This is a genomic window from Delftia sp. RIT313, from assembly GCF_000632165.1.
GTDB lineage: Bacteria > Pseudomonadota > Gammaproteobacteria > Burkholderiales > Burkholderiaceae_C > Comamonas > Comamonas acidovorans.
In genome coordinates, this window is record NZ_JFYT01000084.1 from 13,797 (window position 1) to 28,154 (window position 14,358).

13 protein-coding genes and 1 tRNA gene are annotated in these 14,358 nt (G+C 68.9%); 7 read left to right on the plus strand and 7 right to left on the minus strand.

Annotated features, from left to right (window positions below):
* Positions 1-50: 50 nt before the first annotated feature.
* A tRNA-Ser gene (locus BW39_RS24855) sits at positions 51-140 on the minus strand.
* A 33-nt stretch (positions 141-173) separates the two neighbouring features.
* A complete protein-coding gene (serS, locus tag BW39_RS24860; RefSeq protein WP_043824813.1) occupies positions 174-1,490 on the minus strand; it encodes a serine--tRNA ligase in 1,317 nt (438 codons plus the stop codon).
* Positions 1,491-1,627: 137 nt separating this feature from the next.
* On the opposite strand from serS, the gene BW39_RS24865 reads away from it, so the two are divergent.
* Positions 1,628-2,326 (plus strand): CBS domain-containing protein, encoded by a 699-nt coding sequence (locus tag BW39_RS24865; protein WP_043824815.1) that lies wholly within the window; start codon positions 1,628-1,630, stop codon positions 2,324-2,326.
* A 76-nt stretch (positions 2,327-2,402) separates the two neighbouring features.
* Here the strand turns inward: BW39_RS24865 and ispH are convergent, their stop codons facing one another.
* Positions 2,403-3,401, minus strand: a complete 999-nt coding sequence (gene ispH, locus BW39_RS24870; protein ID WP_012203831.1) for a 4-hydroxy-3-methylbut-2-enyl diphosphate reductase — start codon at positions 3,399-3,401, stop codon at positions 2,403-2,405.
* Position 3,402: 1 nt separating this feature from the next.
* Positions 3,403-3,873, minus strand: coding sequence for an FKBP-type peptidyl-prolyl cis-trans isomerase (locus BW39_RS24875; RefSeq protein ID WP_012203830.1), 471 nt, complete (start codon positions 3,871-3,873; stop codon positions 3,403-3,405).
* 96 nt (positions 3,874-3,969) lie between these two features.
* Here BW39_RS24875 and radC point away from each other — a divergent pair, with 96 nt between their 5' ends.
* The 5 genes from radC to BW39_RS24900 all read left to right on the plus strand — a co-directional run bounded on the left by radC (position 3,970) and on the right by BW39_RS24900 (position 9,609).
* Positions 3,970-4,650, plus strand: a complete 681-nt coding sequence (gene radC, locus BW39_RS24880; protein ID WP_043824817.1) for a RadC family protein — start codon at positions 3,970-3,972, stop codon at positions 4,648-4,650.
* Between the two features lie 49 nt (positions 4,651-4,699).
* Positions 4,700-5,212 (plus strand): sigma-70 family RNA polymerase sigma factor, encoded by a 513-nt coding sequence (locus BW39_RS24885; protein ID WP_043824830.1) that lies wholly within the window; start codon positions 4,700-4,702, stop codon positions 5,210-5,212.
* Positions 5,213-5,220: 8 nt separating this feature from the next.
* A complete protein-coding gene (locus tag BW39_RS24890; protein ID WP_043824818.1) occupies positions 5,221-6,213 on the plus strand; it encodes a FecR family protein in 993 nt (330 codons plus the stop codon).
* A 97-nt stretch (positions 6,214-6,310) separates the two neighbouring features.
* Positions 6,311-8,881, plus strand: a complete 2,571-nt coding sequence (locus BW39_RS24895; RefSeq protein WP_052155426.1) for a TonB-dependent siderophore receptor — start codon at positions 6,311-6,313, stop codon at positions 8,879-8,881.
* Positions 8,882-8,949: 68 nt separating this feature from the next.
* On the plus strand, positions 8,950-9,609 hold the full coding sequence (locus BW39_RS24900) for a Smr/MutS family protein (RefSeq protein WP_013803859.1): 660 nt from the start codon (positions 8,950-8,952) through the stop codon (positions 9,607-9,609).
* A 30-nt stretch (positions 9,610-9,639) separates the two neighbouring features.
* On the opposite strand, the gene BW39_RS24905 is transcribed toward BW39_RS24900, so the two are convergent.
* Positions 9,640-10,923, minus strand: a complete 1,284-nt coding sequence (locus BW39_RS24905; protein WP_043824820.1) for an MFS transporter — start codon at positions 10,921-10,923, stop codon at positions 9,640-9,642.
* 35 nt (positions 10,924-10,958) lie between these two features.
* Positions 10,959-11,453 (minus strand): MarR family winged helix-turn-helix transcriptional regulator, encoded by a 495-nt coding sequence (locus BW39_RS24910; RefSeq protein WP_043824822.1) that lies wholly within the window; start codon positions 11,451-11,453, stop codon positions 10,959-10,961.
* 105 nt (positions 11,454-11,558) lie between these two features.
* Between BW39_RS24910 and BW39_RS24915 the strand changes: the two genes are divergently transcribed.
* Positions 11,559-12,167, plus strand: a complete 609-nt coding sequence (locus tag BW39_RS24915; protein WP_013803862.1) for a PaaI family thioesterase — start codon at positions 11,559-11,561, stop codon at positions 12,165-12,167.
* Between the two features lie 72 nt (positions 12,168-12,239).
* On the opposite strand, the gene BW39_RS24920 is transcribed toward BW39_RS24915, so the two are convergent.
* The gene (locus BW39_RS24920; protein ID WP_043824823.1) at positions 12,240-14,318 is read right to left on the minus strand and encodes a bifunctional 2',3'-cyclic-nucleotide 2'-phosphodiesterase/3'-nucleotidase; all 2,079 of its coding nucleotides are present in this window, start codon (positions 14,316-14,318) and stop codon (positions 12,240-12,242) included.
* Positions 14,319-14,358: the final 40 nt, after the last annotated feature.

Here is a 14,358-nt window from a genome sequence, read left to right on the forward strand (position 1 = left end):
AGAAACAGAAAAACCCAGTGCCGTTTTCACAGCACTGGGTTTCATGTTTCTGGCGGAGAGGGAGGGATTCGAACCCTCGGTACGTTCGCACGTACGCCTGATTTCGAGTCAGGTACAATCGACCACTCTGCCACCTCTCCGCAGCGTCGAAGCTGAAATTATAGCCTAAAAATTCAGGCCTTCAGCAAAGTCTGTCCACCCATGTACGGGCGCAGCGCCTCGGGGATGGTCACTGAGCCGTCCGCGTTCTGGTAGTTCTCCAGCACCGCCACCAGCGTGCGGCCCACGGCCAGGCCGGAACCGTTGAGCGTGTGCACCAGCTCGTTCTTGCCCTGGGCATTCTTGAAGCGTGCCTGCAGGCGGCGCGCCTGGAAGGCCTCGCAGTTGGAGACCGAGCTGATCTCGCGGTAGGTGTTCTGCGCAGGCAGCCAGACTTCCAGGTCATAGGTCTTGGCCGCGCCAAAGCCCATGTCGCCCGTGCACAGGCTCATCACGCGGTAGGGCAGGCCCAGCTTCTGCAGCACGGCCTCGGCGTGGCAGGTCATTTCTTCCAGCGCCTCGTAGCTCTTTTCCGGATGCACGATCTGCACCATCTCGACCTTGTCGAACTGGTGCTGGCGGATCATGCCGCGCGTGTCGCGGCCGTAGCTGCCGGCCTCGGAACGGAAGCAGGGGCTGTGGGCCGTGAGCTTGATGGGCAGCTGGTCCTCGGCCACGACCACGTCGCGCACGAAGTTGGTCAGCGGCACCTCGGCCGTGGGGATCAGGTAGAGCGCCGCGTTGTCGGGCACGGGTTCGCCATCCTGGCCGCCCTTCTTGGCGGCGAACAGGTCGCCCTCGAACTTGGGCAACTGGCCCGTGCCCTTGAGCGAGTCGGCATTGACGGCGTAGGGCACATAGCACTCGGTGTAGCCATGCGAGTCGGTCTGCAGGTCGATCATGAACTGCGCCAGGGCGCGGTGCAGGCGGGCGATGGGGCCCTTCATCACGGTGAAGCGCGAGCCCGACAGCTTGACGCCCATGTCGAAATCCAGGCCCAGCGGCTGGCCCACGTCCACATGGTCCTTGACCTCGAAATCAAAGGTCTTGGGCGTGCCCCAGCGGCGCGCCTCCACATTGCCGCTTTCGTCCGCACCGACGGGCACGCTGTCGTGCGGCAGGTTGGGCACGGCCAGCAGCATGGTCTGCAGCTCGCCCTGGATCTGCTCCAGGCGCGTGGCCGACTGGTCCAGCTCGGTCTTGAGGCTGCCGACTTCGGCCTTGGCGGCCTCGGCAGCGTCCTTCTCGCCCTTGCCCATCAGCATGCCGATCTGCTTGGACAGCTGGTTGCGCTTGGACTGCAGCTCCTCGGTCCGTGTCTGCAGGGACTTGCGCTCTGCTTCCAGGGACTGGAAGGCCTCCACATTCAGGAAGGCCTGGGGCTTTTTGCGGGTCTCCAGCCGTGCGACGGCCGAGTCAAGGTCTTTGCGAAGAAGAAGGATATCGAGCATAGCCGGCAATTTTAGGCGGTATCGCCATGGCAGCGCCCGCCCCTGGGCGTTGGGGGTCTTGCCGCTACAGAAATCCCGCGCCAGCGCCGATACTTCCGATATGCCGCCCACAGCGGTTTGCGCACCCGGGAGCACCCATGTTTTTTGTCTTCGGTCCCAACGGACAGATGTTTCGCGGTCCCGCCGAGCGGCTGGGCCAGGTGGCGCCCGTGCGCCGCGTACAACGCCCGCAGGCCCTGCGCACACGCTCGGCCGATGTGATGGCGGGCGACGCCACCGCCTCGTTCCCCGCCATCCTGGCCGACCTCGCGGGCCAGCCTGCCGCCGCGCCGGAGCCCGCTCCGCGGCTGCGCGGAGCGGTCGATGCCTACCTTTCCACGGAAAAAGGCCCCAGCCAGCCACGCCAGCCCCTGCAGACCGTGGCCGACGTGATGAGCCACGAGGCCGTGACGGTATCGCCCGAGGCCGGTGTCAACGACGCCTGGCGCGTGCTGGCCGAGCACGGCGTGGCCCAGGCGCCCGTGCTGGATGCCGGTGGCCGCGTGGTCGGGCTGCTGCTGCGTGCCGACATGGCGCCGCTGGACCTGCTGCCCGAGCCCGGTGCGATCAAGGACGCCATTGCCCTGGCGCGCCGGCCCGTGAACGAGGTCATGATCTCCCCCATTCCCACGGTGGCCACCACCACCGACCTGCGCCGCGTGGCCGGCGTGCTGCTGGAGACCGGCCTGCCGGGCCTGCCCGTGACCGATGAGCAGGGCCTGCTGGCCGGCTTCATCAGCCGCACCGACATCCTGCGCGCCGTGGCCTCCGATCCTCCGCTGGATCTGTGGAGCTGAGGCTTTCGGCCCCACCATGCAAAACGGGCGCCAGGCGCCCGTTTGCTTTTTGGCCAATGTCCGCTGCGCCTGCGGTTCAGCCGCCCGTCTCGGGCTGCTTGCCCACGGAGATCTCCAGGCCCGTGGCCGCGTCGATCTTCAGGCCCTTGGGCAGCGGGAACTTCACGGTCTCCTCGATGCCATCCATCTTGCGCACCGACAGCGCGCCCAGCTGGCGCAGGCGCTGGATGACCTCGTCCACCAGCACCTCGGGGGCGGAGGCCCCGGCCGTCAGGCCCACGCGCCCGGCATTGGCAAACCATTCCTCGCACAGCTCGCCCGCGTTGTCCACCATGTAGGCGGGCGTTCCCAGGCGCGCGGCCAGCTCGCGCAGGCGGTTGCTGTTGGAGCTGGTGGGGCTGCCCACGACGATGAGCACATCCACCTGCGGCGCCAGCACCTTGACGGCGTCCTGGCGGTTTTGCGTGGCATAGCAGATGTCCTGCTGCTTGGGCTCGCGCACCTGCGGAAAGCGGGCGCGGATGGCCGCCGTGATGCCGGCGGCATCGTCCACCGACAGCGTGGTCTGCGTGACCACGGCCAGCTTCTCGGTCTGGCGGGGGGTGACACGGGCCACATCGGCCTCGTCCTCGACCAGGTGGATGCCCTCGGACAGCTGGCCCATGGTGCCCTCGACCTCGGGATGCCCCTTGTGGCCGATCATCAGGAACTCGTAGCCTTCCTTGGCGAGCTTGGCCACTTCCACATGCACCTTTGTCACCAGCGGGCAGGTGGCGTCGAAGATGGAGAAACCGCGCCGCCGCGCCTCTTCCTGCACTGCCCGGCTCACGCCGTGGGCGCTGAACACCAGGGTGGAGCCGGGCGGCACGTCGTCCAGCTCCTCGATGAAGATCGCTCCCTTGGCCTTGAGATCGTTGACCACGAAGGTGTTGTGCACGATCTCGTGGCGCACGTAGATGGGCGCGCCGAACTTGGCCAGCGCACGCTCCACGATCTCGATGGCGCGGTCCACGCCGGCACAGAAGCCCCGGGGCTCGGCCAGCAGGATTTCCTGGGGCGAGGTCGAATCCAGCACCTCAGAGCACCCCGATGATCTGCACTTCGAACGTCACCGGCTGGCCCGCCAGCGGGTGGTTGAAGTCGAACAGCACGGCGCCGTCCTCGCGCACCTGCACCACGGCGCCCGCGTAGCTGCCCAGGCCGTCGGGCGTGGGGAACTGCACCACGTCGCCGGGCGCGTACTGCTCGTGCGGGTCGCCCAGCTCGTTCATCAGCTTGCGCGCCACCCACTGCATCATGTCGCCGTTGCGCTCGCCAAAGGCTTCGCCGGCCGGCATCTCGAACGTGGTGCGCGTGCCTTCGGCCAGGCCCAGCAGGCGCTGCTCGACGGCGGGCGACAGCTCGCCCGCGCCCAGGGACAGCGTGGCGGGCTTGTCGTTGAAGGTGTTGATCACATCGCCTGCAGGCCCGGACAGGCGGTAGTGCAGCGTGAGGAACGAGCCGGTCTGGACCGTGGGGAGGGCCGAGGAAGAAGCGCTAGAGGTCATGGAAGTCCCGATAAACTGGCCCGTATTGTAGAAAAACATCCATGCCCCCACGCCCCGTGCAACGGTGTCCCTGCGGCGCCCCCACCTGGCTGAACCATGGCTCTCAAAGACCTGCCCGCCCAGGCCCAGCCGCGCGAAAAGCTCGCGGCGCGCGGCCCCTCGGCGCTTTCCGATATCGAACTGCTGGCCATCGTGCTGCGCACCGGCATGGCCGGCAAGGGCGTGCTGCAGCTGGCCCAGGAACTGCTGCAGCTGCCCGGCCGGGCCGGCCTGTCCGGGCTGCTGCAGGCCGGGCACGCGGACCTGAAGGCCATCAAGGGGCTGGGGCCTTCCAAGTGCGCGCAACTCCTGGCCGTGCTCGAACTGGCGCGCCGCGCCATGGCCGAGCAACTGCGCGAGCGCCCGGCCCTGGCCTCGCCCGAGGCCGTGGCGCGCTACCTGCAACTGCACCTGGCGGCGCGCCAGCATGAGGTCTTCGCCGTGCTGTTCCTGGACGGCCAGAACCGGCTGATCGCGCTGGAAGAAATGTTCCGGGGCACGCTCACGCGCACCAGCGTCTACCCGCGGGAGGTGGTGCTGCGCGCCCTGCACCACCATGCGGGCGCCGTCATCCTGGCCCACAACCATCCCAGCGGACAGGTCCAGGCCAGCGCCGCCGACAAGGCCGTCACGCAGAGCCTGCAGGCCGCCCTGGGCCTGGTGGACATCCAGGTGCTGGACCATGTGATCGTGGCGCCCGGTGCCTCGCTGTCCATGGCCAGCGAGGGGCTGATGTAGGCAGACTCTGTAAAATGAGAAAAATTCTCATTTGCAAAACCGCTGCACCATGCCCTCCCCGTCCACCGCCGACCCGGTGCACACGCTCTACGTCGCCCACCATGACTGGCTGCACGGCTGGCTGCGGCGCAAGCTGGGCAATTCCCACCAGGCCGAGGACCTGGCGCACGACACCTTCGAGCGCGTGGTGGCGTCACGGCAGGCCCATGCCATCCAGGAGCCGCGTGCCTACCTGACCACGCTGGCCCAGCGGGTGCTCTACAACTTCTGGCGCAGGCGCGAACTGGAGCAGGCCTGGCTCGATGCGCTGGCCACGCTGCCCGAGGAAGTGGCGCCCTCCCCCGAGGACTACGCCCTGGTGCGCGAAGCCATCGAGGCCCTGGACCAATGGCTGGACGGCCTGCCCCCGAAGGTGCGGCAGGCCTTCTTGCTGCGCCGGCTCGACGGCCTCAAGCATGCCGAGATCGCCGAAGCCATGGGCGTGTCCATTGCCACGGTGGAGCGCTACATGAAGCAGGCCCTGGTGCACCTGTACCTGTCGCCGCAGGCCTTCCCCGGCTGATCGCCTGCATGGATGCCGCCACCGATCAGGCCATCGACTGGCTGGTGCGCCTGGACTCGGGCCACGCCAGCGATGACGACCGCCGCGCCTTCGCCCACTGGCTGCGCCAGTCGCCCGGCCATGCCCAGGCCTGGGCCATGGTGCAGCAACGCCTGTCCGCCGGGGTGGAGCCCGCCCTTGTGCAGTTGCGCCGGCAGGGCGGGGGCACGGCGGCCCTGGGCCTGCAGGCGCTGGTGGCGCCCATCCCGAAGGCCGCGCGCAGGCGCGGCCTGTTGCGCGGTGGGCTGGCCGCCCTGCTGGCCAGCACCGCCACGGCCTGGCTGGTGCACCGGCAAACACCGCTGACCACGCTGGCCGCCGACCTGCGCACGGGCACCGGCCAGCGCAGCCACCACCGGCTGCCGGACGGCAGCGAGATCGAACTGGACGCCCGCTCGGCCGCCGACATTGCCTACAGCGACACCCGCCGCCTGGTGCGCCTGCGCGAAGGCGCGCTGCTGGCGCAGGTGGCTGCCAGCGCGCCGGGCCAGCCCCTGCGCCCGTTTGTCGTGCAAAGCGCCCAGGGCACGGCCCAGGCGCTGGGCACGCGCTTCATGGTGCGCCAGGCCGAAGGCAGCACCCTGGTGCATGTGCTGGAGCACAGCGTGCTGCTCACCAGCCTGAACGGCCGGCAGCACCGGCTGCAGGAGGGCCGCAGCGCCTGGATCGACGCCGACGGCATCCGCACGCAGGACACCGCCCACCTGGCGCCGGCCGCCTGGGCCGACGGCGTCATCGACGTGCGCGACCAGCCGCTGGGCGAGGTGATCGACGCGCTGCGGCCCTACCAGGCCGGCATCATCCGCATCAGCCCCGAGGCCGCGCGCCTGCGGATCTTCGGCGTGTTCCAGCTGGCCCGGCCCGACCAGGTGCTGCAGGACCTGGTGGACACCCATCCCGTCAGCGTGCGCCGCTGGGGGGACTGGCTGACGGTGATCGACGTGCGAGACCGGTCCGCTTGAATCTTTTTTGCGCCGCGTGAGGGGTTTTGCCGCCCTTGTCGCACATACGGAATGAAAGCCCTTCATTTCCACCGCAACGACAAGGACCTCCGACTCCATGGCCTCCGCACGCCGCCCTCTCCGTATCCCGCAGCCTGGCAGCACGCCCGCACATCGCAGGCCGAGCCCGCCCTCGCTGCTGCTGCCCGTTGCCGCCGCGCTGGCCTGGTCGCTGTCCGCACCGCCGCAGGCCTGGGCACAGCCGGCGGCGGCCAGCACATCGCAGGCAGCCGCCACGCTGGAATGGAACCTGCCCGCCGGCGCGCTGGACGACTCGCTGGCGCGCATCGCCCGCCAGGCCCAGCGCAGCATCAGCGCCGATCCGGCCCTGCTGGCCGGCAAGCGCGCGCCCGCCATCCGGGGCAGCTACAGCGTGGAGCAGGCCGCCCAGCTGGCGCTGGGCGACAGCGGGCTGCGGCTGGCACGCACGCCCCAGGGCACGCTCACGGTGCTGGCCTCCGCCGCCGCGCCCGCGGCGTCAACGGCTACGGCAGCGCCGGGCCGCGCCCAGGACCATGCGCTGGCCGAGGTCAAGGTCGTCGCCCAGGCCGACCGGGCGGGCACGACCGAAGGCACGGGCAGCTACACCGCGCGCGGCCCCAGCGGCGTGGCCACGGGCCTGGCGCTGAGCGTGCGCGACACGCCGCAGTCGGTCAGCGTGATGACCCAGCAGCGCATGGAGGACGAAAACCTCACCAGCATCAGCGACGTGCTGGCGCGCGTGCCGGGCATCTCCACCTCGGCGCTGGGCACCGAGCGCAGCAACGCCAATGCGCGCGGCTACCCCATCACCAACTACCAGCTCGACGGCGTCAGCACGCACACCGAATTCCTGGGCCTGGACGCCCTGCCCACCCAAAGCATTGCCGACATGGCGCTGTACGACCGCATCGAGGTGCTGCGCGGCGCCTCGGGCCTGACCACGGGCGCGGGCGATCCGTCCGGCATCGTCAACATGGTGCGCAAGAAGCCCACGGCGCAGTTCCAGGGCTCGGCCGAGGCCAGCGTGGGCTCCTGGGGCAACCGGCGCGGCGTGCTGGACCTGTCCTCGCCGCTCAACGCCTCGGGCAGCGTGCGCGGCCGCCTGGTCGCCGTGCACCAGGAGGGCGACAGCCACATCGACTTCTACAGCAAGAAAAAGGACGTGCTCTATGGCGTGATCGAGGCCGACCTCACCTCCACGCTCAAGCTCACCGCCGGGCTGGACCACCAGCGCGGCCGCTCGCGCGGCTCCATGGCCTACCTGGGCTTTCCGCTGTTCAGCAGCGACGGGCGGCAGACCGACTTCCCCGTCTCCTTCAACCCGGCCAGCCGCGACAACCGCTTTAACACCGACTCCACCAGCGCCTTCGTCACGCTGGAGCAGGCGCTGGCCAACCGATGGCAGCTCAAGCTCTCGGCCAACTACCTGCGCTCCAACCAGCGCGAAGACGCGGTCTACCTGGCCGTCAACAACAGCCTGTTCGACCGGGAGACCGGCGATGGCCTGTCGCTCAACGCCGAGCGGCGTGACTACCGGCTGCGCAACAAATCCGTGGACATCAACCTGCGCGGCCCCTTCAACCTGGGCGGGCGCGAGCACGAGGCGGTGCTGGGCTTGGACTACACCGACTTCCAGAGCCTGACCGACGGCAGCTTCGACATCACGGGCCTGCGCAACAAGCCCGTCAACATCTACCAGTGGGACAGCAGCGGCAGCCCGGTGTTCGGCGACCGCTTCGTGGTCTTCGACAGCACGCGCCGCCAGACCAGCCTGTACGGCGCCGGCCGCTTCGCGCTGGCCGACGACCTCAAGCTCATCGTGGGCGGCAAGCTGTTCAACTACGACAGCGACTACCGCACCAACACCACGGACGGATACCACCAGACCTCGCCCTCGTCCGAACGCCGCGTGTTCACGCCCTACGCAGGCCTGGTCTACACGCTGAACCCGCAGCACACGCTGTACGCCAGCTTTGCCACCATCTACAGCCCGCAGACCTCGCGCGACCGCAACGGCTCCTTCCTGGACCCGCAGGAAGGCAACACCTACGAGGCCGGCATCAAGAGCGAATTCCTGGACGGGCGCCTGGCCACCAGCGCCGCCGTCTACCTCATCCGCCAGGACAACCTGGCCGAGTCCGATCCCGGCCAGTTCATCCCGGGCACCACCACCACCGCCTCGCGCGCCATCAAGGGCGCCAAGACGCGGGGCCTGGACCTGGAAGTCAGCGGCGCCATCAACCGCCAATGGTCGATTGCCGCCTCCTACAACTTCAGCGCCTCCGAAGACGCCACGGGCCAGCGCATCAACACCACCTTCCCGCGCCAGATGGCCCGCCTGTGGACCACCTACCGCATGCCCGGCGAATGGCGCAGGCTGACCTTGGGCGGTGGCGTCAACTGGAGCAGCGGCATCGAGTACAGCGGCGAAGCCTGGCAGGTCGGCAAGCAGGTCAGCGCGCGTCAGGCCTCCTACGCCGTGGCCGGGCTCATGGCGCGCTATGACGTGAGCGACCAGCTGTCGCTGACGCTGAACGTCAACAACCTGTTCGACCGCAAGTACATAGCGGCCATGTCCGGCTGGTGGTACTCGGGCATGTACGGCGCGCCGCGCAATGTCCAGGTCAGCGCCCGCTATCGCTTCTAGGCTCGCCGGCCATTGAGAGGGCGCCATGGCCGCCGGGGTGCCGAAATTGCGGTACAACCGGCGTCACCATGACTTTGAAAGCCACCAGCCTGCAGGACCTCGCGCCAGTGCGCCGCGCACTGGCCGAAGCCGCCGCCCAAGAGGCCCTGCTCCAGCAGCAGCGCGCCGAGGCGGCGCGCCGCCTCCTGGCCGAGCAAAAGCTGTTCGAAAACACCGTGGGCCCGGTGCATGCGCTCAAGTCCGCGCACGCCCGCCACCTCCATGCCCCCGAGCCCCCCGAGCCGCTGCCCCTGCAGCTGGAGCTGGACGAGCAGCGCGTGCTGCAGGAGGCCATGAGCGACGAGTTCGACGTCAGCACCCTGCTGGACACCGACGACCAGCTCAGCTTCCGGCGCCCCGGCATCGGCCTGGACGTGACCCACAAGCTGCGCGCCGGCCAGTGGAGCATCCAGCGCCAGCTGGACCTGCACGGCCTGCGCGTGGACGAGGCGCGCGAGGCGCTGGGCCAGTTCATCCGCCTGTCGCACCGCACCGGCATACGCTGCGTGCGCGTGGTGCACGGCAAGGGCCTGGGCTCGCCGGGCAAGACCCCCGTGCTCAAGGGCCGCGTGCTGCGCTGGCTGGTGCAGAAAAAGGAAGTGCTGGCCTTTGTGCAGGCCCGCCCGGCCGAAGGTGGCGCGGGCGCCCTGGTCGTCCTGCTGCAGCCGGGCAAACGCCAGCTTTACTGAGGGCGTGGATGGCGTGAACGGTGATGGTGTTCAGGCCGCGGCCACCGCCGCCGCCTTGCGCGCCCGCCCTATCACCAGCGCCATCACCGCCGCCACCAGGCAGGCCAGGCCGGCCGCATACAGCGCGGGCGTATAGGTCAGCAGCAAAGTGCGCGTCAGGCCCGCGCCCCAGGCAGCGGTGGCCGCGCCCAGCTGGTGGGCCGCGAAGATCCAGCCGAACACCAGCCCCACCTTCTGCGGCCCGAAATGCTGGGCCGTGAGCTTGACCGTGGGCGGCACCGTGGCGATCCAGTCCAGCCCGTAGAACATGGCGAACAGGCCCAGGCCGTAGAAGGTGAACTCCGAATGCGGCAGCCAGAACAGCGACAGGCCGCGCAGCCCGTAGTACCAGAACAGCAGCTTGCGGTTGTCGTAGCGGTCCGACAGCCAGCCCGACAGCACGGTGCCCACGAAGTCGAAGGCCCCCATCATGGCCAGCACCGACGCGGCGGGCACCGCGCCCATGCCGTTGTCGCCGCACAGCGAGATGAAGTGCGTCTGCACCAGGCCGTTGGTGGACAGGCCGCAGATGAAGAAGGTGCCCGCCAGCAGCCAGAAGGTGCGGTTGCGCGCGGCCTCGGCCAGCACCTTGAAGGGCGTGCCGAAGTTCATGGCCATGGCCGGCGGCGGCGGGGCCGAGGCATCGCCGCCAAAGGGCACCAGGCCCAGGTCCGAAGGCCGGTCCCGCACGAACAGCAGGGCCAGCACCGCGATCAGGGCGCTGGCCACGAACACCGGCACCGTGGCCGAGCGCCAGCCCCAGTGCTCGATCATCCAGGCGGCCAGCGGCAGGAAGGCCAGCTGCCCCGTGGCCGCACTGGCCGTGAGCACGCCGATGACCAGGCCGCGCCGCGCCGCAAACCAGCGGTTGGCCACCACGGCGCCCAGCACCAGCGCCGTCAGGCCCGTGCCCATGCCCAGCAGCAGGCTCCACAGCAAAAACAGATGCCACAGCTGCGTGGCCTGCGTCACCATCGCCATGGCGCCGCCCACCAGGGCCAGGCCCATGCACATCACGGCACGCAGGCCGAAGCGCTCCATCATCACGGCCGCAAACGGCCCCAGCAGGCCGAACAGCGCAAAGCGCAGCGCCAGGCTGCTCGATATCTGCTCCGTACTCCAGCCGAACTCGCGCGACAGCGGCTGCAGCATGGCGCCCGGCAGGCCCAGCGCCGCCGACATGGTCAGCATGGTGAGGAAAGTGATGGCCGCGACCAGCCAGCCGTAGTGGATGCCGCGCCGCTGCAGCCAGCGCGCCGTGGAGTTGGAGAGCATGGGAGTCTCTTCGGGGGTTGGGAATTCGGTAGGGCCTACGCCTGCGGGCCGTCTGCAGCGTTGCCATCGCCAGCGCCATCGCCATTGCCGCCATCGAGCAGCACCAGGCATTCATCGATCAGCGCATGCAGGGCCGCCACGCGCTCCAGGCCCACGCGGGCGTTGAGCTCGTTCTGTGCGGTCTTCCAGCTTTGCTTGGCCTCTTCGCGCTTGGCCTGGCCCGCGTCGGTGATGTGCACCAGGCGGCTGCGCTGGTCCTCGCCCTGGCCCATGCGCACCCAGCCGGCGTCCATCAGCGGCTTGAGGTTGCGCGTCAGCGTCGAGGCGTCCATGCGCATGCGCCGCGCCAGGTCCGAGGGCCGCACCGGACCGGCGGCCAGCACATGGCTGAGCAGCGAGTACTGCGTGATGCGCAGCCCCGTCTCGTTCAGATGGGCGTCATACACCTGGCCCACGCTGCGCATGAGCTGGCGCACGCGGTGGTTGGTGCAGCCCTGGGGTACGGCGAGGATGTCTGGATTCACTGGCATGGCGCAGATTATTGCATATACAACTGTTGTAGATACAATAATATCCACACCGCCATCCCAGACAGCCTGGCGCCCGCATTTTTCCCAATGAAAGAGAGACATTCCATGGACACCCGCACCCACTCCCCGGAGCAGGCCGCCCACAGCCTCACCTCCAGCGTCACCTCCGGCGCCATCTCCCCTGCCCTGCAAGCCTGGCTGGACGAGGAACAGGCGGTCACCCTCCGGCTGGACGCCGGCCCCGGCGCAGGCGTGTCGCGCCCCGACCAGGTCGCAGGCCGCAGCGGGCTGGAGCTGATGCAGGCCATGCTGCGCGGCGAACTGCCCTACCCGCCCATTGCACGCACGCTGGACTTCATGCTGATTTCCGTGGGCGAAGGCAGCGCCGTCTTCCAGGGCCGCCCCGGCGCCAACCACCTCAACCCCATGGGCACGGTGCACGGCGGCTGGTTCGCCACCCTGCTGGACTCGGCGCTGGGCTGCGCCGTCCACACCTGCATGCCGCCGGGCCGGGGCTACACCACGGCCGAGCTGGGGGTGAACCTGGTCAAGGCCCTGACCCCGCGCGTGCCGCGCGTGCGCGCCGAAGGCCGCGTGCTGCACTGCGGCCGCCAGCTGGCCACGGCCGAGGCGCGCCTGGTCGGCCCCGATGGCACGCTCTACGCCCACGCCACGACCACCTGCCTGGTGTTCGAGATGCCTCCTGCGCGCTGAAGCCCGTTCGGCACAAGCAAAAAAGCCCCGTGCCAGATGCACGGGGCTTTTTTGTTGCGTGCCTGCCGGAACTTACTTCGACAGATCCAGGCGGTACTTGGACGTGCCCTTGCCCGAGCCGTCATCGGCCGCCACCAGCGAGATGTTGGCCAGGCCCGCCGCCTGCGCCACCGGCAGCGCGTTGGCGCCGGAGCTGAACACCACGTTGGCAGAGGTGGCCACCTTGGTGAAGCGCCAGCTCTTGGCCGCGCCATTGGCGGCGCGCGTGATGCTGCCCTTCTTGCGCACGTAGCCGATCACCACGTCGCGGTTGGCGTCCGGCGAGGCCCAGATGGCGCTGGAGCCGTCGAGCTTGGCGATGAAGCTCTTGCCGCTGGTGGCGCGGTAGTTGTTCGTGGCGATCACGAACTCCTGCGCCGGGTCGATGGCCTTGCCCAGGTACTGCAGGTTCTTGATGCGGCTGCCCACGGGCTGGGTCACGTCGATCTCGTACTGCACATCGGCCGTGGTGAACATGTCGAAGTTGTAGCCCGGGAAGGTGCTGATCAGCTGCTGCTCACCCGTCTTGGCCGGATCGATCTGGTTGAAGCGCTTGGCAGCGGCCTCCAGCCAGTCCTTGATGTCGGCGCCATTCACCTTCACCGCATACACGGTGTTGGGGTACAGGTACAGGTCGGCCGCGTTGTAGATGGCCAGCGGGCCCACGGCCACGTCGGTGTAGTCGGCGCCGCCCTGGAAGCCCGACTTGAACGGCGCGCTCACCGACAGCACGGGCAGCTGCGCGTACTGCGGCAGGCTGGCCTTCACATAGTCGGCCACATAGTCGCGCTGCGCCTGGTTGACGATCTGGATGGCGCCCGGGTCGCCCACATCGGCGAACAGCGTGCTCATGCGGAAGTCCGTGCTGCCGATGGGCGTCTTCACGTACTGGATGGCGGCCTGGTGCTGGCTCTCGATCAGCGGCGCCACCGTCGGGTCCACGGCCACGTAGGTGGCCTTGCCTGCGGCGTCCTTGCCGGTCTGGATATTGCGCAGCTCGCTCTTGCCCGCGCTCTTGTCCACGCTCCACTGCTTGCCGTCCCACTTCAGCGCCAGCTGGATCACGCCCAGCGCCTTGCCCCAGGAACTGGCCATCACCGACTGCACGCCGTTGATGGTGCCCGCCTTGTTGTCCACGCCCGCCTGCGTGAAGGCCGGCGTGGCCGCCGCATCGGGGAACACGCTGTGCTGGTGGCCCATGACCATGGCGTCGATGCCGGCCACCTTGCTCAGGTGCAGGCCGGGGTTCTCCATCGTCGGCGAGTAGGCCGCGCCGTCCAGGCCGCCGTGCAGCATGGCCACCACCACATCGGCGCCCTTGGCGCGCATCTCGGGCAGGTACTTCTGGGCGGACTCCACGGCGCCTTCCGTGTAGAGCTTGCCCTCCAGATAGCGCTTGTCCCAGTTCATGATGCCCGGCGTGGTGAAGCCGATCACGCCGATCTTGATGGGCAGCTCCACCGCCTTGCCATCCTTGTCCTTGGCCGCGATCTTGCGCTCCAGAATCACGTAGGGCTGCACCAGCGGCTGCTTGGTCTTGCTGCTGTAGACGTTGGACAGCGCCATGGGAAAGCCATTGCCCGCGCACTTGAGCGCCTTGTCCACGCCGTCCACGTCCAGGCCGCCGCCCAGCACCTGGTTCAGGAAGGGCAGGCCGTAGTTGAACTCATGGTTGCCCAGCGTGCCTGCATCGAAGCCCAGCGCGCCCATGGCCTTGTACATGGACAGCTGCTGCGTGCAGGGGATCTTGGCCACCTCGGCCTCGTAGTCGGCCAGGGCCGTGCCCTGGATGGTGTCGCCGTTGTCCACCAGCAGCGTATTGGCAAACTCCTTGCGCGCCGCACGCACCAGCGTGGCCGTGCGCTCGAAGCCGTAGGAGGCATCCTCGGCCAGCTTGAAATAGTCATAGCTGCGCACATTGAAGTGCAGATCCGTGGTCTCCAGCACGGCCAGCGTGGCCGTCGCGGGCTGGCTGGCCACCGGGGGCGTCGTGCTGTCGTTGCTGTCGCTGCCACCGCAGGCGGCCACCAGCGCGGCGCTGGCCAGGACGCTCAGCGCCAGGCGGCGGGACAGGAGCAGGGATTGCAATGTGGGGAGGTTGCTCAGCGGCATGTGGTTTTTGTGGGGGTGGTGAAGGGGGGGAGTTTGTTGG

Bases quoted from the DNA above. Each gene is read 5' to 3' on its own strand.
- serS (WP_043824813.1), bottom strand. From the start codon at position 1,490: ATGCTCGATATCCTTCTTCTTCGCAAAGACCTTGACTCGGCCGTCGCA.
- BW39_RS24865 (WP_043824815.1), top strand. From the start codon at position 1,628: ATGTTTTTTGTCTTCGGTCCCAACGGACAGATGTTTCGCGGTCCCGCC.
- BW39_RS24875 (WP_012203830.1), bottom strand. From the start codon at position 3,873: ATGACCTCTAGCGCTTCTTCCTCGGCCCTCCCCACGGTCCAGACCGGC.
- radC (WP_043824817.1), top strand. From the start codon at position 3,970: ATGGCTCTCAAAGACCTGCCCGCCCAGGCCCAGCCGCGCGAAAAGCTC.
- BW39_RS24885 (WP_043824830.1), top strand. From the start codon at position 4,700: ATGCCCTCCCCGTCCACCGCCGACCCGGTGCACACGCTCTACGTCGCC.
- BW39_RS24890 (WP_043824818.1), top strand. From the start codon at position 5,221: ATGGATGCCGCCACCGATCAGGCCATCGACTGGCTGGTGCGCCTGGAC.
- BW39_RS24895 (WP_052155426.1), top strand. From the start codon at position 6,311: ATGGCCTCCGCACGCCGCCCTCTCCGTATCCCGCAGCCTGGCAGCACG.
- BW39_RS24900 (WP_013803859.1), top strand. From the start codon at position 8,950: ATGACTTTGAAAGCCACCAGCCTGCAGGACCTCGCGCCAGTGCGCCGC.
- BW39_RS24905 (WP_043824820.1), bottom strand. From the start codon at position 10,923: ATGCTCTCCAACTCCACGGCGCGCTGGCTGCAGCGGCGCGGCATCCAC.
- BW39_RS24910 (WP_043824822.1), bottom strand. From the start codon at position 11,453: ATGCCAGTGAATCCAGACATCCTCGCCGTACCCCAGGGCTGCACCAAC.
- BW39_RS24915 (WP_013803862.1), top strand. From the start codon at position 11,559: ATGGACACCCGCACCCACTCCCCGGAGCAGGCCGCCCACAGCCTCACC.
- BW39_RS24920 (WP_043824823.1), bottom strand. From the start codon at position 14,318: ATGCCGCTGAGCAACCTCCCCACATTGCAATCCCTGCTCCTGTCCCGC.